The organism is Pseudomonas veronii, assembly GCF_002028325.1.
Classification (GTDB): domain Bacteria; phylum Pseudomonadota; class Gammaproteobacteria; order Pseudomonadales; family Pseudomonadaceae; genus Aquipseudomonas; species Aquipseudomonas veronii.
In genome coordinates, this window is record NZ_CP018420.1 from 5,147,026 (window position 1) to 5,169,886 (window position 22,861).

The 22,861-nt window shown below is 62.1% G+C and carries 15 protein-coding genes; 7 read left to right on the top strand and 8 right to left on the bottom strand.

Annotated features, from left to right (window positions below; genetic code table 11):
- Window positions 1-11: 11 nt before the first annotated feature.
- From zipA to PverR02_RS23445, 3 genes are all read right to left on the bottom strand, one after another.
- A complete protein-coding gene (gene zipA, locus PverR02_RS23435) occupies window positions 12-875 on the bottom strand; it encodes a cell division protein ZipA (RefSeq protein WP_017845234.1) in 864 nt (287 codons plus the stop codon).
- A 259-nt stretch (window positions 876-1,134) separates the two neighbouring features.
- On the bottom strand, window positions 1,135-4,623 hold the full coding sequence (gene smc / locus PverR02_RS23440; protein ID WP_046489415.1) for a chromosome segregation protein SMC: 3,489 nt from the start codon (window positions 4,621-4,623) through the stop codon (window positions 1,135-1,137).
- Between the two features lie 2 nt (window positions 4,624-4,625).
- Window positions 4,626-5,285, bottom strand: coding sequence for a GntR family transcriptional regulator (locus PverR02_RS23445; RefSeq protein WP_017845232.1), 660 nt, complete (start codon window positions 5,283-5,285; stop codon window positions 4,626-4,628).
- Window positions 5,286-5,565: 280 nt separating this feature from the next.
- On the opposite strand from PverR02_RS23445, the gene xdhA reads away from it, so the two are divergent.
- The 4 genes from xdhA (at window position 5,566) to guaD (ending at window position 11,750) form a co-directional block, all read left to right on the top strand.
- Entirely contained in the window at window positions 5,566-7,011 is a 1,446-nt protein-coding gene (gene xdhA / locus PverR02_RS23450) for a xanthine dehydrogenase small subunit (protein WP_079444499.1), read from the top strand.
- Window positions 7,004-9,403, top strand: a complete 2,400-nt coding sequence (gene xdhB, locus PverR02_RS23455) for a xanthine dehydrogenase molybdopterin binding subunit (protein WP_079444500.1) — start codon at window positions 7,004-7,006, stop codon at window positions 9,401-9,403. Before xdhA ends, xdhB begins: the two co-directional genes overlap by 8 nt.
- A gap of 190 nt (window positions 9,404-9,593) precedes the next feature.
- A complete protein-coding gene (xdhC, locus tag PverR02_RS23460; RefSeq protein WP_079444501.1) occupies window positions 9,594-10,433 on the top strand; it encodes a xanthine dehydrogenase accessory protein XdhC in 840 nt (279 codons plus the stop codon).
- A gap of 12 nt (window positions 10,434-10,445) precedes the next feature.
- Window positions 10,446-11,750, top strand: a complete 1,305-nt coding sequence (gene guaD / locus PverR02_RS23465; RefSeq protein WP_057003812.1) for a guanine deaminase — start codon at window positions 10,446-10,448, stop codon at window positions 11,748-11,750.
- Window positions 11,751-11,816: 66 nt separating this feature from the next.
- Here the strand turns inward: guaD and PverR02_RS23470 are convergent, their stop codons facing one another.
- Window positions 11,817-12,581, bottom strand: a complete 765-nt coding sequence (locus PverR02_RS23470; RefSeq protein ID WP_046382440.1) for a GntR family transcriptional regulator — start codon at window positions 12,579-12,581, stop codon at window positions 11,817-11,819.
- A gap of 226 nt (window positions 12,582-12,807) precedes the next feature.
- Here PverR02_RS23470 and PverR02_RS23475 point away from each other — a divergent pair, with 226 nt between their 5' ends.
- On the top strand, window positions 12,808-13,998 hold the full coding sequence (locus PverR02_RS23475; protein ID WP_046489409.1) for a benzoate/H(+) symporter BenE family transporter: 1,191 nt from the start codon (window positions 12,808-12,810) through the stop codon (window positions 13,996-13,998).
- A 37-nt stretch (window positions 13,999-14,035) separates the two neighbouring features.
- On the opposite strand, the gene PverR02_RS23480 is transcribed toward PverR02_RS23475, so the two are convergent.
- Window positions 14,036-14,380 (bottom strand): YggL family protein, encoded by a 345-nt coding sequence (locus PverR02_RS23480; protein WP_046382438.1) that lies wholly within the window; start codon window positions 14,378-14,380, stop codon window positions 14,036-14,038.
- Between the two features lie 237 nt (window positions 14,381-14,617).
- Between PverR02_RS23480 and dacB the strand changes: the two genes are divergently transcribed.
- Window positions 14,618-16,078 (top strand): D-alanyl-D-alanine carboxypeptidase/D-alanyl-D-alanine endopeptidase, encoded by a 1,461-nt coding sequence (gene dacB / locus PverR02_RS23485; protein ID WP_079444502.1) that lies wholly within the window; start codon window positions 14,618-14,620, stop codon window positions 16,076-16,078.
- A gap of 57 nt (window positions 16,079-16,135) precedes the next feature.
- Here dacB and PverR02_RS23490 read toward each other — a convergent pair whose 3' ends face one another.
- Together PverR02_RS23490 and rlmKL are read right to left on the bottom strand one after the other, a co-directional pair.
- On the bottom strand, window positions 16,136-18,520 hold the full coding sequence (locus PverR02_RS23490; RefSeq protein ID WP_079444503.1) for a sensor domain-containing diguanylate cyclase: 2,385 nt from the start codon (window positions 18,518-18,520) through the stop codon (window positions 16,136-16,138).
- A 139-nt stretch (window positions 18,521-18,659) separates the two neighbouring features.
- On the bottom strand, window positions 18,660-20,930 hold the full coding sequence (gene rlmKL / locus PverR02_RS23495) for a bifunctional 23S rRNA (guanine(2069)-N(7))-methyltransferase RlmK/23S rRNA (guanine(2445)-N(2))-methyltransferase RlmL (protein ID WP_017845222.1): 2,271 nt from the start codon (window positions 20,928-20,930) through the stop codon (window positions 18,660-18,662).
- A 530-nt stretch (window positions 20,931-21,460) separates the two neighbouring features.
- Here rlmKL and rmf point away from each other — a divergent pair.
- Window positions 21,461-21,676 (top strand): ribosome modulation factor, encoded by a 216-nt coding sequence (gene rmf / locus PverR02_RS23500; RefSeq protein WP_002553055.1) that lies wholly within the window; start codon window positions 21,461-21,463, stop codon window positions 21,674-21,676.
- Between the two features lie 124 nt (window positions 21,677-21,800).
- On the opposite strand, the gene PverR02_RS23505 is transcribed toward rmf, so the two are convergent.
- Window positions 21,801-22,829, bottom strand: a complete 1,029-nt coding sequence (locus PverR02_RS23505) for a quinone-dependent dihydroorotate dehydrogenase (protein ID WP_046382434.1) — start codon at window positions 22,827-22,829, stop codon at window positions 21,801-21,803.
- Window positions 22,830-22,861: the final 32 nt, after the last annotated feature.

The window sequence follows — 22,861 nt, forward strand, 5'->3', positions numbered from 1 at the left end:
GAGGCCAAACCTCAGCGTTTCTGTGTCAGGGCGCGACGCTCGAACTCGACGATGCGCTGACGGTAGTGTTCGATGGTCTGGGCGGTCAGGACGCTGCGCTGATCGTCCTTCAGTTCGCCGTTGAGCTCCTGGGACAGCTTGCGTGCTGCGGCAACCATCACGTCGAAAGCCTGTTTCGGATGACGCGGACCCGGCAGGCCGAGGAAGAAGCTCACCGCCGGGGTGCTGAACAGGTCGATGTCGTCCAGGTCGAAGGTGCCCGGCTTGACCGCGTTGGCCATCGAGAACAGCACTTCGCCATTACCGGCCATGCTTTCGTGGCGGTGGAAGATATCCATCTCGCCAAAGCGCAGGCCGCTTTCCAGGATGTTCTGCAACAGTGCCGGGCCCTTGAAGCCAGCGGCGTCGCGGCAGATCACGCTGATCACCAGGACTTCTTCGGCGGCCGGCTGATCGTTCACCGACTGGCGCGGCGCACTCTTGGCCGGGCTCTCGTCAGGGAAATCGTCATCGCGGCTGCTGAAGCTCGGGCCGTCGTCCACGCCCAGGTTCAGGTCGCCCTGATGCGGCTCGGCGGCGGCGGCACTGCCACGTTTGCCACGCTTGGAAGACGGCTCGCGGGCTTCGCGCACAGGGGCGCTCATGGACGGCAAGTCATGTTCGTCCAGTTGCGGTTCCTTGTGGGTATCCAGCACACGTGGCGGCCCCAGCAGCTCGGCGCTGCCGTCGTCGTCGGGCAAGTTGGACAGGTTGCGGTCCAGACGGAACTTGAGCTTGCCCTTGCCGCCGCGCATACGGCGCCAGCCATCAAAAAGAATACCGGCAATGACAATAATGCCGATGACGATCAGCCACTCGCGCAGACCGATTTCCATGTAATCCCGTGCCTCTAATAAAAAATGCTGAAAAATAAGGGGTTTAGCACCGTGCAAACCGCTTTAAAACGTGGCGCCAACTCTATGTTCTGACTGACGTTTTGCCCACGCATACGAAAAATTGACATTAAACTAGCACGACCAAAGATAACTTTACACCGTCTGTCAAAATGCCTTGAACAAATATGCCAATTTGCCACTTTCGTCAGACCGGTAAACCGCCCTACATCGCGCTGATAATCTTCGTTGCCGGCATGGCTCAGGAATCCACCATCGCCATCGCCTCTTCGACATCCACCGCCACCAATCGCGAACAGCCCGGCTCGTGCATCGTCACCCCCATCAACTGATCCGCCATTTCCATGGCGATCTTGTTGTGGGTGATATAGATGAACTGCACGGTCTGGGACATCTCTTTGACCAGGCGTGCGTAACGTCCAACGTTAGCGTCATCCAGTGGCGCGTCAACTTCATCGAGCATGCAGAACGGCGCCGGGTTCAACTTGAAGATGGCAAACACCAGGGCCAATGCGGTCAGGGCTTTTTCGCCGCCGGACAACAAATGGATGGTGCTGTTCTTCTTGCCCGGAGGCCGCGCCATGATCGTTACCCCTGTATCGAGTAGATCTTCGCCCGTCAGTTCCAAGTAAGCGCTGCCGCCACCGAAAACTTTTGGGAATAACGCCTGTAAACCGCCGTTAATCTGATCAAAGGTATCTTTGAAGCGGTTGCGGGTTTCCTTGTCGATCTTGCGGATCACGTTTTCCAGGGTGTCCAGGGCTTCCACCAGATCGGCGTCCTGGGCGTCCAGATAACGTTTACGCTCGGACTGTTGCTGGTATTCGTCGATGGCGGCGAGGTTGATCGCACCGAGTCGCTGGATACGCGCGGCAATCCGCTCAAGTTCTTCTTCGGCGTCTTTCTCGTTGGCCTGGGCGGTCAGGGTGTTGAGCACGCCGTGCAGGTCGTAGCCGTCTTCGAGCAGTTGGTCCTGCAGGGTTTTGCGCCGCACGGTCAGGGCCTGCCATTCCATGCGCTGTTGCTCGAGCTGGCCGCGAATCAGTTGGGATTGCTGCTCGGCCTGGGTGCGGCGTTTTTCCGCGTCGCGCAGTTCGCGGTCGGCGTCTTCCAGGGCGATTTGTGCGGTCTTGAGTTCTTCGTCGACGGTCATGCGCTTGTCGAGCAGCTCTTCGAGTTTGAGCCGCAACTCTTCCAGGGGCGCTTCACCCTCCTCAAGGTTGAGGCTCAGTTGCTCACGCTTTTCGGTCAGGCGCTCGGACTGCATCTCCAGGCGCTCCAGGGCCTGGCGCGTGGAATCGTGCTGGGCGCGCAGGGAGCCGAGGCGCACCGCCAACTGGTGGGCGTGGTCCTTGTGCTGGCGCGCTTCCTGGCGGACCCGGTCGAGGCGTTCGCGCAGGCTGTCGCGCTGGGCCAGCAGCAATTCGCGCTGCTCGGTGTCGACGGCCATGCTGTCGAGGGCTTCCTGCAATTGCAGGCGCGCCTCGCCGATCTGTTCGTGTTCGAGGGCGCGCTGCTCGCCCATCTCGGCCACTTCTTCGTCGAGGCGAGTGCGGCGCAGGGTCAGTTGCTCGACCTTGGCCTTGCTCGCCGACAACTGGGCTTTCAATTCGCCCTGCTGGCGCGCTTCGTCCTGCAACAGGCGGCGCAGGTGTTCGCGGCCGGTCTCTTGCTGGCGCTGGGTGGCGCGCAGGGTTTGCAGTTCGGTTTCCAGGCTTTCCAGGGTGGCTTCGCGCTCTTCACGCTCGGCGATCAGCTTGACGATTTCCTGGCCACGGGCCAATACGCCACTTTCCGCCTCACTGGCGCGGCGCACCCGCAGGAAGTGGCGGCCGACCCAATAGCCGTCGCGGCTGATCAGGCTTTCGCCGGCGCCCAGTTGACCGCGCTGGGCCAGCGCCTGCTCGAGGGATTCCACCGGTTTGACCTGGCCCAGCCACGGCGCCAGGTCAAGCGCCGCCTCGACTTTATCCAGCAGGCTGCCCGGCACGCGCGCGCCATCGGCGGCGGGGCTGAGCAAGCGCAGATCGCCCTGGGCAAAACCGGCCAGGTCGAAGCCGGCAAAATCATCCACCAGCACCGCTTGCAGGTCGGCGCCGAGCACGGTTTCCACCGCCAACTCCCAACCGGCCTCGACCTTCAAGCCCTCCGCCAGACGCGGGCGTTCGGCCAAGTGCTGGTCACGCAGCCATTCGGCGGTGCCGGTGCCAGGGTCCAACGCGGCCTGCTGCAAGGCTTCGAGGGACGCCAGGCGCCCGTTGAGCCGCTGCAGATCGCCCTGGGCCTGTTGCTGGGCCTGGGTCGCCTGTTGCAGTTGCTGACGCAATTGCTCCAGGCGCTCCACTTGCTGTTCTTCGCTGGCTTCCAGCTCTTCGAGGGTCATTTCGCTTTCGGCGAGTTGCTCGCTCAGCTCCAGGATCGCCGCGTCTTCCGGGTCGGCGGCGAGTAGCACGCGCTCTTCCTGCAGGCGACGCTGGCGCTCGGCCAGGCGCTCCATGCTGGTTTCCAGTTGCTGGATGCGCGACTGCTGCACCTCAGCCTGGCGGCGCGGTTCGGCGGAGCGCAGGTTGAAGGTGTCCCACTGCTCCTGCCAGCCGTGCATGGTGGTCTCGGATTCTTCCAGAGTGGCGGCGGCTTCTTCGGCAGCGGCGCTGGTGATTTCCTGTTCGGGGGTGAGCATGTCCAGCTCTTCGCCGAGGGTCAGCAGCAAGGTGCGGTCGTGGCCAAGGTGGGACTCGGTCTCCAGGCGCGCGCGCTCGGCTTCCTTCAGATCGTCCTGCAACTGGCGCAGACGTTGCTGGCCGTGCTGGATGCTCTGCTCAACCCGGGCGATGTCGCCGCCCACCGAATAGAAGCGGCCCTGCACCAGATTGAAGCGCTCGGACAGGTCATGATGCCCGTCGCGCAGGCGCTCGATGCTGGCGTCGGCGTTGCGTTGTTCGGCCACCAGGGCTTCGAAGCTGATTTCCTGGGTGCCGATGATCGCTTCGCGCTGGCCGACCTGATCGTTCAGCGCCTGCCAGCGCAAGGCCGACAGTTGTGCCTTGAGCTGACGCTCTTCGCCCTTGTATTCCTGATACTTCTCGGCGGCCTGGGCCTGACGGTGCAGGCGCTCCAACTGGCGCTCCAGCTCTTCGCGCAGGTCGGTCAGGCGGGCGAGGTTTTCATGGGTGCGGCGGATACGGTTTTCGGTCTCGCGACGGCGCTCCTTGTACTTGGAGATGCCGGCAGCTTCTTCGATAAAGTTACGCAGGTCTTCGGGCTTGGCTTCGATCAGCTTGGAGATCATGCCCTGTTCGATGATCGAGTAGCTGCGCGGGCCAAGGCCGGTGCCGAGGAAGATATCGGTGATGTCCCGACGGCGACACTTGGTGCCGTTGAGGAAGTAACTGTTCTGGCTGTCGCGCGTCACTTTGCGGCGGATGGAAATTTCCGCGTAGGCCGCGTATTCGCCGACCAGGGTGCCGTCAGAGTTGTCGAACACCAGTTCGATGCTGGCCTGGCTCACCGGCTTGCGACTGGTGGAGCCGTTGAAGATGACGTCGGTCATCGACTCGCCACGCAGGTTTTTTGCCGAGCTCTCGCCCATCACCCAGCGCACGGCATCGATGATGTTCGACTTGCCGCAGCCATTGGGCCCGACCACCGCCGCCATGTTACTGGGGAAGTTCACCGTGGTCGGGTCGACGAAGGATTTGAACCCCGCCAGTTTGATGCACTTGAGCCGCACGCTTAGGCGTCCGCCAACGCAGCGATCACCAGCGAGCAACTGCGCTGGCCGTAGGCCGACAGCACCAGGCGAATCTGCGGCAAGTCACGGGCGAGCACGGCGGCGAGCAATTGCTCGAACAGCGCGAGGTATTCGCTCATGGAGGCCTTGCGTTGATCCAGGGCCAGGTAATAGGCGCGGTTCATCGCCGGCTGCAGGTTCTCGACGGTTTCCTGCAAATACGGATTGTTGGCGAAGGGGTACGCGGCACGCATCACATTGAAGCTTTCTGCGACGAAGGCGCGGATGTCCTGGCGTTCGAAATTGCTCACCAGGCGCTGCTGGATCTGAACGAACGGCGCCATGTCGGCCTGGGTCTGCCAGCCCTGCGCCACCGCATTGCCGAGCAGGATGTACAGCTCGGCCATCAACGTACACAGGCTCTGCACCTTGTGCGCGGTGAGTTCGGTGACGTGGGCGCCACGGCGCGGCAGGATCGCGATCAGGTGGCGACGTTCGAGGATCAGCAAGGCTTCACGCACGGAACCGCGGCTGACATTGAGTGCCAGCGTAACCTTCTGTTCCTGGATCCGTTCCCCAGGCTTGAGATCGCCGCGAATGATACGTTCGGCGAGGTGGTGAGCGATTTGCTCGGCGAGACTGTCCGGCGCCTTGAACGTCATGTTTTCCCTTCAAAATCTTCTATCGATACAAGCGCGCCAGTGTAGCGCAAATGCCCGCTGATGGCGCTCGGCCCACCTTCAAGAATTTGGCATGAAATAAGCAACGATGAACCGCCAGAAGCCCCCAAAAACGCCGGTTCCAGAAGACTGGACCATAATTGATAGGGTTGTGACCGCATTTTCTTGACCTTTAGGTCAGAAAATCATTGACCGAAAAGTCAGACATGACTAGATTCGGCGCAAAGCGGTTAACAACAATAATGAGTCTGCGAGGCCTTCCGTGATCCAGTTTTTACTTAACCAGGAACTCCGTAGCGAGCACGCCCTGGACCCCAACCTGACCGTGCTCAACTACCTGCGCGAGCATGTGGGCAAACCCGGCACCAAGGAAGGCTGTGCCAGCGGCGATTGCGGCGCCTGCACCGTGGTGGTCGGCGAACTGCACAGCGATGAGCAGGGCGAGCGGATTCGCTATCGCAGCCTGAATGCGTGCCTGACGTTCGTGTCGTCGTTGCACGGCAAACAGTTGATCAGCGTCGAAGACCTCAAGCACCAGGGCCAACTGCACAGCGTGCAACAGGCGATGGTGGAGTGTCACGGTTCGCAATGCGGCTTCTGCACCCCCGGTTTTGTGATGTCGTTGTTCGCCCTGCAAAAAAACAGCGACGCGCCCGACCGCGACAAAGCCCATGAAGCCCTGGCCGGCAACCTGTGCCGCTGCACCGGCTATCGCCCGATCCTCGCCGCCGCCGAACAGGCCTGCTGCAACAAACCCCAGGATCAGTTCGACAGCCGCGAGGCCCAGACCATCGCCCGCCTCAAGGCTATCGCGCCGACGCACACCGCTGAACTCAACAGCGGCGACAAACGCTGCCTGGTGCCGCTGACCGTCGCCGACCTGGCCGACCTCTACGACGCCTACCCCCAGGCCCGCCTGCTGGCCGGTGGCACCGACCTGGCGCTGGAAGTCACGCAGTTCCACCGCACGCTGCCGGTGATGATCTACGTCGGCAATATCGACGAGATGAAGCGCATCGAGACGTTCGACGATCGCCTGGAAATCGGTGCCGCCGCCGCCCTCTCCGATTGCTACACCGCGCTGCGCCACGAATACGCGGACTTCGGCGAACTGCTGCAGCGCTTCGCCTCCCTGCAAATCCGCAACCAGGGCACCCTGGGCGGCAACATCGGCAACGCCTCGCCGATCGGCGATTCGCCGCCGCTGCTGATCGCCCTCGGCGCGCAGATCGTGCTGTGCAAGGGCAACGTCCGTCGCACCCTGGCGCTGGAAGATTACTTCATCGACTACCGCGTCACCGCACGCCAGGACAGCGAGTTCATCGAGAAGATCATCGTGCCCAAGGGCCACACGCGGTTTCGGGCGTACAAGGTATCCAAGCGCCTGGACGACGACATTTCCGCGGTGTGCGCGGCGTTCAACCTGAAGATCGACGACGGTGTGATCAGCGACGCCCGCGTCGCCTTCGGCGGTATGGCCGCCACGCCCAAACGCGCACAGCACTGCGAAACCGTGCTGATCGGCGCGCCCTGGAATGCCGCCACCGTGGAGCACGCCTGCGCCGCCCTGGCCGAGGATTTCACCCCGCTGTCGGACTTTCGCGCCAGCAAGGAATACCGCCTGCTCAGCGCGCAGAACCTGCTGCGCAAATACTTCATCGAGCTGCAAACGCCGCACATCGAAACTCGGGTGACCGCTTATGTCTAACCATCACGCCGTGGCAAAAACCCAGGCCGAACTGGCCGAGCTGTTTTCTCAGGACCTGACCTCCGGCGTCGGCCGCAGCGTCAAGCACGACAGCGCCGCCAAGCACGTATCCGGCGAAGCGCAGTACATCGACGACCGCCTGGAATTCCCCAACCAGTTGCACCTGTATGCGCGTCTGTCCGACCGCGCCCACGCCAAAATCCTCAACATCGATACCGCGCCCTGCTACGCCTTCGACGGCGTGCGTATCGTCATCACCCACGAAGACGTGCCGGGGCTCAAAGACATCGGCCCGCTGCTGCCGGGTGATCCGCTGTTGGCCATCGACACCGTGCAGTTCGTCGGCCAGGTGGTGCTGGCCGTGGCCGCCCGCGACCTGGAAACTGCGCGCAAAGCGGCGCTGGCCGCAGTGATCGAATACGAAGACCTGGAGCCGGTGCTGGACGTGGTCGAGGCCTACCGCAACCAGCATTTCGTGCTGGACAGTCACACCCATCAACGCGGCGATTCGTCGACAGCGCTGGCGGCCGCGAAGCATCGCATCCAGGGCACGCTGCATATCGGCGGCCAGGAACACTTCTACCTGGAAACCCAGATTTCCTCGGTGATGCCCACCGAAGACGGCGGCATGATCGTCTACTGCTCCACGCAAAACCCCACCGAGGTGCAGAAGCTGGTGGCCGAAGTGCTCGACGTGTCGATGAACAAGATCGTCGTCGACATGCGCCGCATGGGCGGCGGTTTCGGCGGCAAGGAGACTCAGGCCGCCAGCCCGGCGTGCCTGTGTGCGGTGGTCGCGCGCCTTACCGGGCAGCCGACCAAGATGCGTCTGCCGCGCGTCGAAGACATGCTGATGACCGGCAAGCGCCACCCCTTCTATATCGAATACGACGTCGGCTTCGACGACAGCGGGCGCTTGCACGGCATCCAGTTGGAGCTGGCGGGTAACTGCGGCTGCTCGCCGGACCTGTCGAACTCGATTGTCGACCGCGCCATGTTCCACGCCGACAACGCGTATTACCTGGGCGATGCCACGGTCAACGGCCATCGCTGCAAGACCAACACCGCGTCCAACACCGCCTATCGCGGCTTCGGCGGCCCGCAAGGGATGGTCGCCATCGAAGAAGTGATGGACGCCATCGCCCGTCATCTGGCTCTCGACCCGTTGGCGGTGCGCAAGGCCAACTATTACGGCAAGACCGAGCGCAACGTCACCCACTACTATCAGACCGTCGAACACAACCTGCTCGAAGAGATGACCGCCGAGCTTGAGGCCAGCAGCCAATACGCCGAGCGCCGCGAGGCGATCCGCCGCTACAACGCGCACAGCCCGATCCTGAAAAAAGGCCTGGCGCTGACCCCGGTGAAATTCGGCATTTCCTTCACCGCCAGCTTCCTCAACCAGGCCGGTGCGCTGATCCATATCTACACCGATGGCAGCATCCACCTGAACCACGGCGGCACCGAGATGGGCCAGGGCTTGAACACCAAGGTTGCGCAAGTGGTGGCCGAGGTGTTCCAGGTGGACATCGACCGCGTGCAGATCACCGCCACCAACACCGACAAGGTGCCCAACACCTCGCCGACCGCCGCCTCCAGCGGTGCCGACCTGAACGGCAAGGCCGCGCAGAACGCCGCCGAAACCATCAAGCAACGCCTGGTGGAATTTGCCGCGCGCCACTACGCGGTGAGCGAAGCGGACGTGGCATTCCACAACGGCCATGTGCGCGTGCGCGAGCAGATCCTGAGCTTTGAAAGCCTGATCCAGCAGGCGTATTTCGCCCAGGTGTCGTTGTCGAGCACCGGCTTCTACAAGACCCCGAAAATCTTCTACGACCGCAGCCAGGCGCGCGGTCGGCCGTTCTACTACTTCGCGTTCGGCGCGGCCTGCTGCGAAGTGATCGTCGACACCCTGACCGGCGAATACAAGATGCTGCGCACCGACATCCTCCACGACGTCGGCGCTTCGCTGAACCCGGCCATCGACACTGGCCAGGTGGAAGGCGGCTTTATCCAGGGCATGGGCTGGCTGACCATGGAAGAGCTGGTGTGGAACGACAAGGGCAAGCTGATGACGAACGGCCCGGCCAGCTACAAGATTCCGGCCGTGGCCGACATGCCCTTGGATTTGCGCGTGAAGCTGGTGGAAAACCGTAAGAACCCGGAAGACACGGTGTTCCATTCCAAGGCCGTGGGTGAGCCGCCGTTCATGCTCGGGATTGCCTCGTGGTGCGCGATCAAGGATGCGGTGGCGAGCCTGGGTGACTATCGCCACCAGCCGAACATCGATGCGCCGGCGACGCCTGAGCGGGTGTTGTGGGGCTGTGAGCAGATGCGGAAGTTGGGGGCTGCGAAGGCGGTTGAGGCTGAAACCGAGATGGCTTCGCTGTAAATCGAGGTGCTGCCATCGGGGGCAAGTCGAATCGTCGCACCGCCCCTCCCACATTTTTCACCTGTGAATACATTCAAGTATGGGAAGGGGCTTGCCCCTCCCACATTTTTGATCTGTGAATACATTCAAGTGTGGGAGGGGGCTTGCCCCCGATGACGGTAGAACTGACAACAGAAATGTTGAGGTAGACATGAACAACTGGATCAGCGCCCTCGCCAACCTGCAAAACCAAGGCGAGCCCTGCGTACTGGTCACCATCATCGAAGAGCTCGGCTCCACGCCGCGCAATACCGGTTCGAAGATGGTCATCAGTGCCGCACACACGTTCGACACCATCGGCGGCGGGCACCTGGAATACAAAGCGATGCAGATCGCCCGCGACATGCTCGCCCGCGGCCAGCAACACACCCATCTGGAGCGCTTCAGCCTCGGCGCGAGCCTGGGCCAGTGCTGCGGCGGCGCGACCGTGCTGCTGTTCGAACCCATGGGCCAGGTGCAGGCACAGATCGCCGTATTTGGCGCCGGCCACGTCGGCCGCGCCCTGGTGCCGTTGCTGGCGAGCCTGCCGTGCCGGGTGCGCTGGATCGATTCGCGCGAGCAAGAGTTCCCGGAATACATCCCACAAGGCGTGCGCAAAATCGTCAGCGAAGAACCGGTCGACGAAATTGCCGACCTGCCCGTAGGCAGTTACTGCATCGTGATGACCCACAATCACGCGCTGGACCTGGAACTCAGCGCCGCCCTGCTCAAGCGCAATGACTTTGCCTACTTCGGCCTGATCGGTTCAAAGACCAAGCGCGTCAAGTTCGAGCACCGCCTGCGGGATCGCGGCGTCGACGCCGCACAACTGCAACGCATGCGCTGTCCCATGGGCCTTAGCGAAGTGAAGGGCAAATTGCCGGTGGAAATCGCCATCTCCATCGCCGGCGAAATCATCGCCACCTATAACGCCCATTTCGGCCAGCACACCGCGAGCGCCGAACCCATTGCCCAACTGCTGCCGGCTTCGCGTCGCAGCCAAGCTATCTAAATTGAGATCACCATGCCTTCGACTCGCAAAGCCTACCGCGCCGCCATCCTGCACAGCCTCGCCGACCCCGCCGAAGTGGGGATCGAGGCGTCCTATGAGTATTTCGAAGACGGCCTGCTGGTCATCGACAACGGCCGGATCAGCGCCCTGGGCCACGCCCACGACCTGCTGCCGCACCTGCCCGCCGAGGTCGAAATCACCCACTACCAGGACGCGCTGATCACCCCCGGGCTGATCGATACGCATATCCACCTGCCGCAAACCGGCATGGTCGGCGCTTATGGCGAACAGTTGCTGGACTGGCTCAACACCTACACCTTCCCCTGCGAACGCCAGTTCGCCGACAAGGCCCATGCCGAGGACGTCGCGGAGATTTTCATCAAGGAACTGCTGCGCAACGGCACCACCACCGCGCTGGTGTTCGGCAGCGTGCATCCGCAATCGGTGCAGGCATTCTTCGAGGCCGCCGAAAAACTCGACCTGCGCATGATCGCCGGCAAGGTGATGATGGACCGCAACGCCCCCGACTACCTGACCGACACCGCCGAATCCGGCTACCAGGAGAGCAAGGCGCTGATCGAACGCTGGCACGGCAAGGGCCGCCTGCACTATGCGGTGACGCCGCGCTTCGCACCTACCAGCACGCCGCAGCAATTGGCGCTGGCCGGGCAACTGCTGGGCGAATACCCCGACCTGTACATGCAGACGCACATCAGTGAGAACAAGCAGGAAGTCGAGTGGGTCAACGAGCTGTTCCCCGAGCGCAGCGGCTACCTGGATGTGTACGACCACTACCAGCTATTGGGCGAACGCTCGGTGTTTGCCCACGGCGTGCATCTGTGCGATGACGAATGCGCGCGGTTGGCGCAGACCGGCTCGGCAGTCGCATTCTGCCCGACCTCGAACCTGTTCCTCGGCAGCGGGCTGTTCAACCTGCCGATGGCCGAGAAGCACAAACTCAACGTGGGCCTGGGCACTGACGTCGGCGGCGGCACCAGCTTCTCGTTGCTGCAGACGTTGAACGAAGCCTACAAGGTCATGCAACTGCAAGGCGCGCGACTGAGCCCGTTCAAGTCGCTGTACCTGGCCACCCTGGGCGGTGCGCGGGCGCTGCGGTTGGAGGACAAGATCGGCACGTTGCAGCCGGGTACCGATGCGGACTTCCTGGTGCTGGATTACAACGCCACGCCACTGCTCAGCTATCGCATGAAGCAGGCCAAGGACATTGCCGAGAGGTTGTTTGTATTGATGACGTTGGGGGATGACCGGGCGGTGTTGCAGACCTATGCGGCCGGCAATTTAGTCCACCAACGCTAATTTCAGATATGCCACAAACCCAAATGTGGGAGGGGGCTTGCCCCCTCCCACATTTTTTGATCGGGCTTAGAGTTTGACCGAAGAACGCCCCGGCTTCTTGCTCTGCAACAAATGCGAGAACACCGCATGCAAATCATCCGACGCGCTTTCCTCGTCGAGGTTGAGCTTGCTGTCGATATGATCCATGTGATGCATCATCAAATTCACTGCCAGCGCCGCGTCTCGGGCTTCGATCGCATCAATCAACTGACTGTGTTCATCGTAGGAACAGTGCGAACGGTTGCCGCTTTCGTACTGCGCGATGATCAATGAGGTCTGGGACACCAGGCTGCGCTGGAAGCTGATCAGCGGCGCGTTCTTCGCCGCTTCGGCCAGCTTCAGATGGAATTCGCCGGAAAGGCGGATACCGGCACCGCGATCGCCGCGGGAGAAGCTGTCGCGTTCGTCATTGACCATCTGCCGCAACTCGGCCAACTGCTCCGCCGTGGCGTGCTGCACCGCCAGCTCCGTGATCGCCCGCTCGACCAGGCGCCGGGCCAGGAACACCTGGCGCGCTTCTTCGACACTCGGGCTGGCCACCACCGCGCCGCGATTGGGCCGCAGCAGTACCACGCCTTCATGGGCCAGGCGCGACAGCGCGCGGCGAATGATGGTGCGGCTCACGCCAAAGATTTCGCCGAGTGCCTCTTCGCTCAATTTGGTACCGGGTGCCAGGCGTTGTTCGAGAATCGCCTCGAAGATATGCGCGTAGACGATATCGTCCTGGGTTCCGCTGCGGCCGGTCTTGCTGGCTCGCGGTTGTTTCTTGAGAGGTTGCAACTGTTCGTTCATGGGCACTCGGATCGGGAGAACGGCGGCGAATTAACGGTAATACGGCAACAAAGAGGCGCTGGCAAGTATCAGCTAAAATCAGCGCACATTGTACACAACCCCATGCGCCAACACACTGTACGGCTGTTTGCGAGCCCGGCTGTATTGCAATGAGTCGTTACGTTTGAGTTTAGGCTTGAATCTGCGCCTTCACTGGCAAACTCCCAGGTAAAAGGAACACCTCGCCATGACCGACGCCACCCAAGCGCCCTTGCGCCCACTGGCCGACACTTCTCCCTCGGCCATCGTCGCCGGTTTCATCGCCATGATGACCGGCTATACCAGCTCCCTGGTGCTCATGTTCCAGGCCGGCCAAGCCGCCGGTTTGACCAGCGCGCAGATTTCCTCGTGGATCTGGGCGATTTCCATCGGCATGGCGGTGTGCAGCATCGGCCTGTCCCTGCGCTACCGCACACCGATCACCATTGCCTGGTCGACACCCGGCGCAGCGCTGTTGATCACCAGCCTCGGCGGCGTCAGTTACGGCGAAGCCATCGGCGCCTACATCACCTGCGCGGTGCTGGTGACGCTCTGCGGGCTGACCGGCAGCTTCGAAAAACTGGTCAGACGCATCCCGGCGTCGCTGGCGGCGGCGTTGCTGGCGGGGATTCTGTTCAAGATCGGCAGCGAGATTTTCGTCGCCGCGCAGCATCGCACCGGCCTGGTGCTGGGGATGTTTTTCACCTACCTGCTCATCAAACGCCTGTCGCCGCGGTATGCGGTGCTCGCCGCGCTGGTGATCGGCAGCGTGCTGTCCGGGCTGATGGGGCTCCTGGATTTCAGCGGTTTTCACCTGGAAGTGGCAACGCCGGTCTGGACCACGCCGCACTTCTCGCTGGCGGCGACCATCAGCATCGGCATCCCGCTGTTCGTGGTGGCGATGACCTCGCAGAACATGCCGGGTGTCGCAGTGTTGCGCGCCGACGGCTATAACGTGCCAGCGTCGCCGCTGATCACCGCCACCGGCCTGGCCTCGCTGGTGTTGGCGCCGTTCGGCTCCCACGGCATCAACCTGGCGGCGATCAGTGCGGCGATCTGCACCGGGCCCCACGCCCATGAAGACCGTAACAAGCGCTACACGGCGGCAGTCTGGTGTGGCGTGTTCTACGGCATTGCCGGGGTGTTCGGCGCCACATTGGCGGCCTTGTTCGCAGCATTGCCCAAGGAACTGGTGCTGTCGATTGCGGCATTGGCGTTGTTTGGCTCGATCATCAATGGCTTGAGCATCGCCATGAATGAGCCGAAGGAACGGGAAGCGGCGCTGATCACCTTTATGGTCACCGCGTCAGGCTTGACGTTGTTTTCCATCGGGTCGGCGTTTTGGGGGATCGTGGCGGGGGTGTTGACGCTGCTGATTCTGAACTGGCGCAAGGCATAAAAAAACGGCGACCCTCAGGTCGCCGTTTTGTTTAGTATCACTTAGCCGCGTTGATCGGCTTTTCCGGATACCACACGTCCATCAACGGGCTGACTTCAGCCTTGGTCAGCTCGGAACGGGTTTTCAGCCAGGCGTCAACGGCAGCACGCTGCGCTTCGGAGACCGAGCCACGCTTCTGCAGGCAAACCAGACCGTAGTCATCGCCGCCGACATAGCCCAGACCGTTGGCTTCCATGGCTTCTTTGATGAATGCTTCGAGGAAAGCGTCGATAGCTTCTTCACTCAGGCCTTCGTTGAAGTCCAGGTTCAGTTCGAAACCCAGCTCTTGAAATTCATCAACGCACAGTTTTTTGCGCAGACGCTGGGAACGGTTAGTCGCCATTGGAACAATCCTCATAAGTAATAACGGGCGGCACTTTAGCAGCTTAAGGCAGCGATTGCCCGACTCTCTGGGACAGGCGGCGAAATGCCTGGAAAAAAAACCCCGATTAGCAGCTATCGTTCAGCTACAAGTGGTTCCAGCTTGGGGCATAATGCCGACACTTTCATGACTACTGAGGGATTTTCTTACATACCCCTCGCCTTTTTCACCCTCCTCAGCAGTAGGGTTTTATTCCTTATGATCAAATCTTTGCGTCCATTGCTCCTTGCCGGCGTTCTCCTGCCGCTGGCTTTTTCCGCCACCGCCACCCCGATCAATAACACCCTGCCACCCAACGTTGCACAGGCCCTGCAGAAGGCCAAGTTGCAGAACACCGCATTGTCCCTGGTGATGCTGCCGTTGAACGGCCCCGGCACCCCCACCGTCTTCAATGCCGACGTCTCGGTGAACCCGGCCTCCACCATGAAGCTGGTCACCACCTACGCAGCCCTGGAAATGCTCGGCCCCAACCACCAGTGGAAGACCGAGTTCTACACCGACGGCACCCTCAGCGGTGGTGTATTGCGCGGCAACCTGTACCTCAAGGGCGGCGGCGATCCCAAGCTGAACATGGAAAAACTCTGGCTGCTGATGCGCGACCTGCGGGCCAATGGCGTGCAGCAAGTCACCGGCGATCTGGTGCTGGACCGTAGCTTCTTTATCCCGCCGCAACTGCCGGAGTTCAATGACGACGGCAATGACGAGAACAAACCGTTCCTGGTCAAGCCCGATGCCTTGCTGGTCAACCTCAAGGCCCTGCGCTTCGTGACCCGCAACGATTCCGGACGCGTGATCGTGTCGGTCGAGCCGCCGATCGCCAGCATTCGCATCGACAATCAGGTCAAGGCGTCCAACGCCAAGCAATGTACCGGCGACGTGCGCTACAACCCGGTGACGGCGGCGGATGGCAGCATCACCGTGACCGTCAGCGGCCAGTTGGGCGATGGCTGCAGCTCGCAGACCTACTTGTCGTTGCTCGACCACGCCACGTACACCGCCGGCGCCGTGCGGGCGATCTGGCAGGAATTGGGCGGCACCATCCAGGGCCGTGACATCCAGGCACCGGTGCCCAAGGACGCCAAGGTACTGGCGCGGGCCTTCTCACCGGACCTGGCGGAAATCATCCGCGACATCAACAAATACAGTAACAACACCATGGCCCAGCAGTTGTTCCTGAGCCTGGGCGCGCAGTTCCGCAACGACGCCGACGGCGACGATGCCAAGGCCGCGCAACGCGTGGTACGCCAGTGGCTGGCGAAAAAAGGCATCACCTCACCGCACTTGGTGATGGAGAACGGTTCGGGCCTGTCCCGTGCCGAACGCGTCAGCGCGCGTGAGATGGCGGCCATGTTGCAAGCCGCGTGGAGAAGCCCCTACGCCGCGGAATACATCAGCTCGATGCCAATCGCCGGCACCGACGGCACCATGCGTAAACGCCTGAAGACCACCGCCATGCGCGGTGAAGCCCACGTCAAGACCGGTACCTTGAACACCGTGCGCGCCATCGCCGGGTTCAGCCGCGACAACAACGGCAATACCTGGGTGGTGGTGGCGATCCTCAACGATCCGAAGCCGTGGGGTGCGTCGTCGGTGCTCGACCAGGTGCTGCTGGACCTGTACCGCCAGCCAAAGCTGGCGGCAGCGGCGCCAGTCCTCTAGACACCGCCACAACCTGTGGGCAAACCCGCGCCCACAGGTTGTGTACGACGTCGACATTCACACCGGCAAGCGTTCCGCTTCGACCCGATCCCTGCCCGCCTGCTTGGCCACGTACACCGCCGAATCCGCGCGCAGCAGTAACCCGTCGATCCCCTCATCGACCCGCCAACTGGCCACCCCGAAGCTGGCGGTGACGACTCCCACCGTCCCCATCGGCGCATCGCGCAGCGCCCGCCATAGCTCCATCGCCAAACCGTAGGCCTGGGCGCCGTCGGTGTTGGGGCACAACACCATGAACTCCTCGCCACCCAGGCGACAGAACACATCGGTGCGGCGCAAGCGCTGGCTGATGCGCTTGCACAGTTCCTGCAACACCCCGTCGCCGACCGCATGGCCGTACTGGTCGTTGATACGCTTGAAGTGATCGATATCCAGCATGATCACCGACAACGCCCCCGAGGTGCGATTGAGGCGGACCATCTCAGCCTTGAGACGATCCTGGAAATACCGACGGTTATGGATCCCGGTGAGGGCATCGGTGATGGACAGCGCGCGCAGTTCTTCTTCCACGCGCTTGAGATCGGAAATGTCCGACACATAGCCATGCCACAGCGTACCGCCGCCCGGCAGTTCTTCCGGCGTGGCCTCACCGCGGATCCAGCGCAGGCCCCGTTGCGGCAGTTGCACGCGGTACTCTTCGCGCCAGTGGCTCAATTGCAGCGCGGATAAGCGGATCGACGCACGCACCCGCTCGACGTCCAGCGGGTGGATGCGCTCCAAGACCTGCGTTGCATCCCGTTGCAGCACCCCTGTGTCGATCTCATAGATATCGCGCATGCCATCACTGGCGTAGACAAACCGCCACTTGTCCTGGGGTTCCAGAGTGAATTGGAAGATCCCGCCCGGGACATGGGCGCTGAGTTTTTTCAGCAGACGGTCGCGCACGGCCAGGGCCTCGTAGGCGCGTTTTTGCTCGGTGACATCCAGGTACATCGCCAGGTGCCCGACCCATAAGCCATGGTCATCCAGCAACACGGTGCCCAACATATTCACCGTCAAACGGCTGCCATCCTCGCGCACCAAGGTCCACTCGCGCGCCTCGTGCGGGCTGCCCGGGCTCTCCACCAGCATCGCCTGGCTCGGCGGGATTCGCCGGCCCAACGCAATGCTCAGACTCGCCGCACGCACATCCAGCTCCGCCGCCACATGCAGGCTCTCCAGGGTCGAGCGGCCGAGTATGTGCTCGGCCTTGAACCCCAGCATCTGCTCGGCACCGGCGTTGAAGGTGTTGATCACGCCGTGCAAGTCGGTGGCAATGATCGCAACCTGCGTCGCGGCGTTCAGCACACTGCGTAACTGGCCATGGGCGCTGCGCAGTTCCTGCTCGCGCAGGCGTAGCTGCACGGTACGCTGCTCCACCAGTTTCAAGGCGCGCTGACGCTGGCTGACCAACATATAGAGCAAGACACTGAGCAACAGGCTGAAGAGCCCGCCCACGGCCAGGATCGGGACCAACGACGAGCCGTTGCCCTGTTCGAACACCTGGCTGGGGCGCAGGTTCAGGGCGTAGACATGATCGCCGAGGGTGAGGCGACGCGCGGCGACCAGATCGCTGTCGGCCAGGGCATTGCTGGATTCGTACAACAGGCGCCCTTGCTGGTCGGAAGTGTCGACGATCTGCGTCACCAGATTATCGCGATCCGACTTGGGCAAGCCGTCGGCCATCAACTGGCGCATGCTGATCACGGCCATCACAAAGCCGTAGGGTTCTGTTCCGCCTGGGGAGACGACCGGCGCGACCAATAACACGCCGGTGGCATAGGCCGGCTCCACCCCCACCAACTGCATGGGCTGGGACACGGCCAGCTTGCCGCTCGCTTGTGCGCGCTCCAGGGTCGAGCGCCGCAGCGGCTGGGCCAGCAGGTCAAAGCCCAGCGGCGAACCGAGCAGGCTTCGGGTCTGGCTGTACAGGACCGGCACGTATTCATCGCGCTCCGCCGCCGGGGCCAACTCACCGCGTGAATTCAGTTCCCGTATGCTGAACGGCAGACCGCGCTGGCGCGATACGTCCTGTTCAAACTGAGCGCGCTGATCACGCATAACCCGCGGCGCCCAGGCATAGGCCCGGGAACGCAGCAGCAAAGGCTGGGCGAAACCGTCGAACTCGTCGCGGGACACATCATTGGAATTGACGAAGAAGCGTTGCAGGCTGGTCAGGCGTTGCTCCTGGTCCTCGAAACGCTCCTGCAGACGGGTGAATCGCTCATTGACCAACAGCTGGAAACGCTGGCGCCCCTGCTGTTGATAGAGGTCGGATGTCGCCCAGGCGACGATGATCGTCAAGGCGCTACCGCCCAGAAACACCACCAATGCCATCAACCAAGCCGATACCTGCTCATTGATAAAACCTAGGATCTTCGGGCGAACGGCTTGCAACGGCATAGGCAACACTCACAACGCCAGCGTGTGGGGGGATCACTTTGGCCGGACATTTAGTTATAGCGAGCGGCCCTCCGTTTGACCAGCGTAAAAAAGCCGCAAGACCGGATAATTCCAGGCTTGCGGCTGATGAGTGGAGCAATCAGCGAGCAGTGATTTTCCAGGCCCGATGGATCTTCGCGTTACGCGCAAAATCCGGGTCGAGGGTCTTGTCGCTGATCTCCTCGACCGCGTAGCGTTCGCTGAGGTTGTCCTCAAGCACGAACTTGCGGAAGTTGTTCGAGAAGTACAGCACGCCGCCCGGTGCCAGGCGCGCCATGGCGAGGTCGAGCAGTTGCACGTGGTCGCGCTGCACGTCGAAGATCCCTTCCATGCGCTTGGAGTTGGAGAAGGTCGGCGGGTCGATGAAGATCAGGTCGAACTCATCGCGACTGGCTTCCAACCACGCCATCACATCACCCTGCTCCAGGCGGTTCTTGTCGGAGAAACCGTTGAGGGAGAAGTTGCGGCGCGCCCAGTCCAGGTAGGTCTTGGACAGGTCGACGCTGGTCGTGGTGCGCGCGCCGCCCTTGGCCGCATGCACGCTGGCGGTGGCGGTGTAGCAATACAGGTTGAGGAAACGCTTGCCGGCCGCCTCTTTCTGGATACGCATACGCATCGGCCGGTGGTCGAGGAACAGGCCGGTGTCGAGGTAGTCGGTGAGGTTGACCAGCAGCTTCACGCCGCCTTCGCTGACCTCGGTGAACTTGCCCTGGGCGCTCTGGCGTTCGTACTGCTTGGTGCCGCTCTGACGCTCGCGGCGCTTGACCACCACGCGGCTCTTGTCGATGTTCAGCGCCTGGGGAATGGCCGCCAATGCGTCGAACATGCGCGCGGAGGCTTTTTCCGGGTCGATGGATTTCGGCGCGGCGTATTCCTGCACGTGGACCCAATCGTGATACAGGTCGATGGCCATGGAATATTCCGGCATGTCGGCATCGTAGACGCGGTAGCAATCCACGCCCTCACGCTTGGCCCACTTGCCCAGTTGCTTGAGGTTCTTTTGCAGGCGGTTGGCAAACATCTGCCCGCCTTCGCTCAGGCGCGCCTGTTCGACCACGGGGGCCGGCGCCGGTGCAGGTTTGATCGGGTTGCCGTTCTTGTTGTACTGACGCTCTTGCGGCTCGGTCGGGGCCTGGTCGTAGGCGGCTTGTTCACGTTCGGCCTGGCGCTGCTCCGGGGTGCGGCGCTCGCCGGTGACGAACTGGTCCGGGTTGACCTTGATCAGCAGCAATTTGCACGGCAAAGCGCCGTTCCAGAACGAATACTGCTTGTGACTGCGGATGCCCATGCGCTTGCCCAGGTCCGGCGCGCCGGTGAACACCGCCGCCTCCCAGCCCATGCACGCCTGGCGCAGACGCTCGCCGAGGTTCTGGTAGAGGTACAACAGGCTCGCTTCGTCGCCCAGCCGCTCGCCGTAGGGCGGGTTGCAGATCACCAGGCCTTTCTGGTTCTGGTCCGGGCGCGGCTCGAACGTGCCGACTTCGCCCTGGTACACCTTGATCCAATGGCTGAGACCGGCACGCTCGATGTTGTTGCGAGCAGGCTGGATCAAGCGCGGATCGGCTTCGTAGCCGCGAATCCACAACGGCGGCTTGTTCATGCCGATGGCAGCGCGCTCGCTGGCCTCGGTGTGCAGTTTCTTCCACAACGCCGGGACGTGACCGAGCCAGGTGGTGAAACCCCACAGTTCGCGATTGAGGTTGGGCGCCATATCGGCGGCGATCATCGCGCCTTCCACCAGGAAGGTGCCGACGCCGCACATCGGGTCGGTCAACGCGCCGCCTTCCGCAGCGATGCGCGGCCAGCCGGCACGGATCAGGATGGCTGCAGCGAGGTTTTCCTTCAACGGTGCCGCACCCTGCTGCAGGCGGTAACCGCGCTGGTGCAGGCTGTGGCCGGACAGGTCGAGGGAGAGGATCGCTTCGCCACGGTCCAGGCGCAGGTGGATGCGCAGGTCCGGGTTGATCTTGTCGATGGACGGACGCTCGCCGGTCGGGGTGCGCAGCTTGTCGACAATCGCATCCTTGACCTTCAGCGCGCCGAAGTGGGTGTTGTCGATGCCCGAGCCGTGACCGCTGAACTCCACCGCCAGGCTGCCGTCCGGGACCATGTGATCGGCCCAGTCGATATCCAGCACGCCATGGTAGAGGTCTTCGGCGTCCTTCATCGGGAAGCGCTTGAGGACCAGCAACACGCGGTTGGCCAGGCGCGACCAGAGGCACAGGCGGTAGGCGGTTTCCATGTCGGCCATGCCGCGCACGGCCGAGGTGTGCTCGCGGGCTTCCTCAAGGCCAAGCCCGACGGCTTCCTCGATCAGCAGGCCTTCGAGGCCCTTGGGGCAGGTGAGGAAGAGTTCAAAACGGTCCGACATGGGCAATCCAGGCTTTTCAGCAATAAATGAACGGGCGACGCATCGCCGGCTCGGTTTTCAATCAAGCACTTTTCTTGAAGAGTGCCCGCGTGGCACGAATGTGCCGTCCCACCCCGTCTGGCGGGCCTGTGGGCCTTGATTGACGGGGCAGAGAGATAAGTGATGCAACAAAAAGAAATATTCAGACCCTTCGTCGAATAATAACCGACTGCAACGGGCGGGCTTTTTCAGCAAGGGATTAAGCCATTCTCTTCGTAAGGCACATCATAGCCGGCTTTGCCCAATAAAAGGGGCGAAAAGCCATCCCAGCTTATGGCTATAACATCGTTATTGTTACGTGCTTATGACAAAACGATCATTGAATCCATGTGACCTATTGGTTAGAACTCAACACAGGTCAGCGCCACAACGACGCTGGCACATTGGCTCGCCACGCCGGCAGCGGGCCGCACCAACGGCAGAAAAACTCTGCCCGGCCTCAGACGAGGCCGAAGGATATCAAGACAGTCAACAAGTGAGGGAAACACCCTATGAGAAGACTTAAGCGTGATCCGTTGGAAAGAGCATTTTTACGCGGATATCAATACGGCGTTCATGGCAAATCCCGTGAGCTTTGCCCATTTACTCTACCGTCGGTACGCCAAGCCTGGATCAACGGCTGGCGAGAAGGACGCGGCGACAACTGGGACGGTATGACAGGCACTGCGGGCATCCACAGACTCAACGAACTTCACGCGGTCGGCTAATCAAGGGCATTCAATTCCGACACCAGCACGAATATAGCTAACGACTTAACCACGCACGCCCTATCCAGGCGGCGGGCTTCGGCCCAGGGGCTCCTCTTGAGGAGCCCTTTTTATTGAGCGTGTGTCAGGCCTTTTTGGGCAATGCCGCGATCGCGTCCACCGCCTCGCGAATCAGCGCCGGGCCTTTGTAGATAAAGCCGGAATACAGCTGCACCAGGCTCGCGCCAGCGGCGATCTTCTCGGCCGCGTGCTTGCCTTCGGTGATACCGCCGACCGCGATGATCGGCAAACGCCCGGCCAGCTCGGCGGCCAGCACCTTGACGATGTGCGTGCTCTTGTCACGTACCGGAGCGCCCGACAAGCCGCCCGCTTCGTCGCCATGGGCCAGGCCTTCAACGCCGACACGGCTGAGGGTGGTGTTGGTGGCAATCACCGCATCCATGCCTGACTCCACCAGCGCCTGGGCAACCAGCACGGTTTCTTCATCCGTCATGTCCGGGGCGATCTTGATCGCCAACGGCACACGCTTGCCATGGCGCACGGCGAGGTCTTCCTGGCGCAGGCGCAAGGCTTCGAGCAATTGCTTGAGGGAATCACCGAACTGCAGGCTGCGCAGGCCCGGGGTGTTGGGCGAGCTGACGTTCACCGTGACGTAGCTGGCGTGGGCGTAGACCTTGTCCAGGCAGATCAGGTAGTCATCCACCGCGCGCTCCACCGGCGTGTCGAAATTCTTGCCAATATTGATCCCGAGGACGCCCTTGTACTTCGCCGCCTGGACCCGCGACAGCAGGTGATCGACACCGAGGTTGTTGAAGCCCATGCGGTTGATGATCGCCTCGGCCTCCGGCAGGCGAAAGATGCGCGGCTTGGGGTTGCCCGGTTGAGGGCGCGGGGTCACGGTGCCGATTTCGACGAAACCGAAACCCAACTGCGCAAAGCCATCGATGGCCGTACCGTTCTTGTCCAGGCCGGCAGCCAGCCCGACCGGGTTGGGAAAGTCGAGCCCCATCACCGAAACCGGCATTTTCGCCGGTGCCTTGCATACCAGGCCATTGAGCCCCAGGCGGCCACCGGCACCGATCAGGTCCAGGGACAGATCATGGGAAGTCTCCGGGGAGAGTTTGAACAACAGCTGGCGGGCCAGGGTATACATGGGCGGGCTAGACTCGGATGGCGGCGATAAGT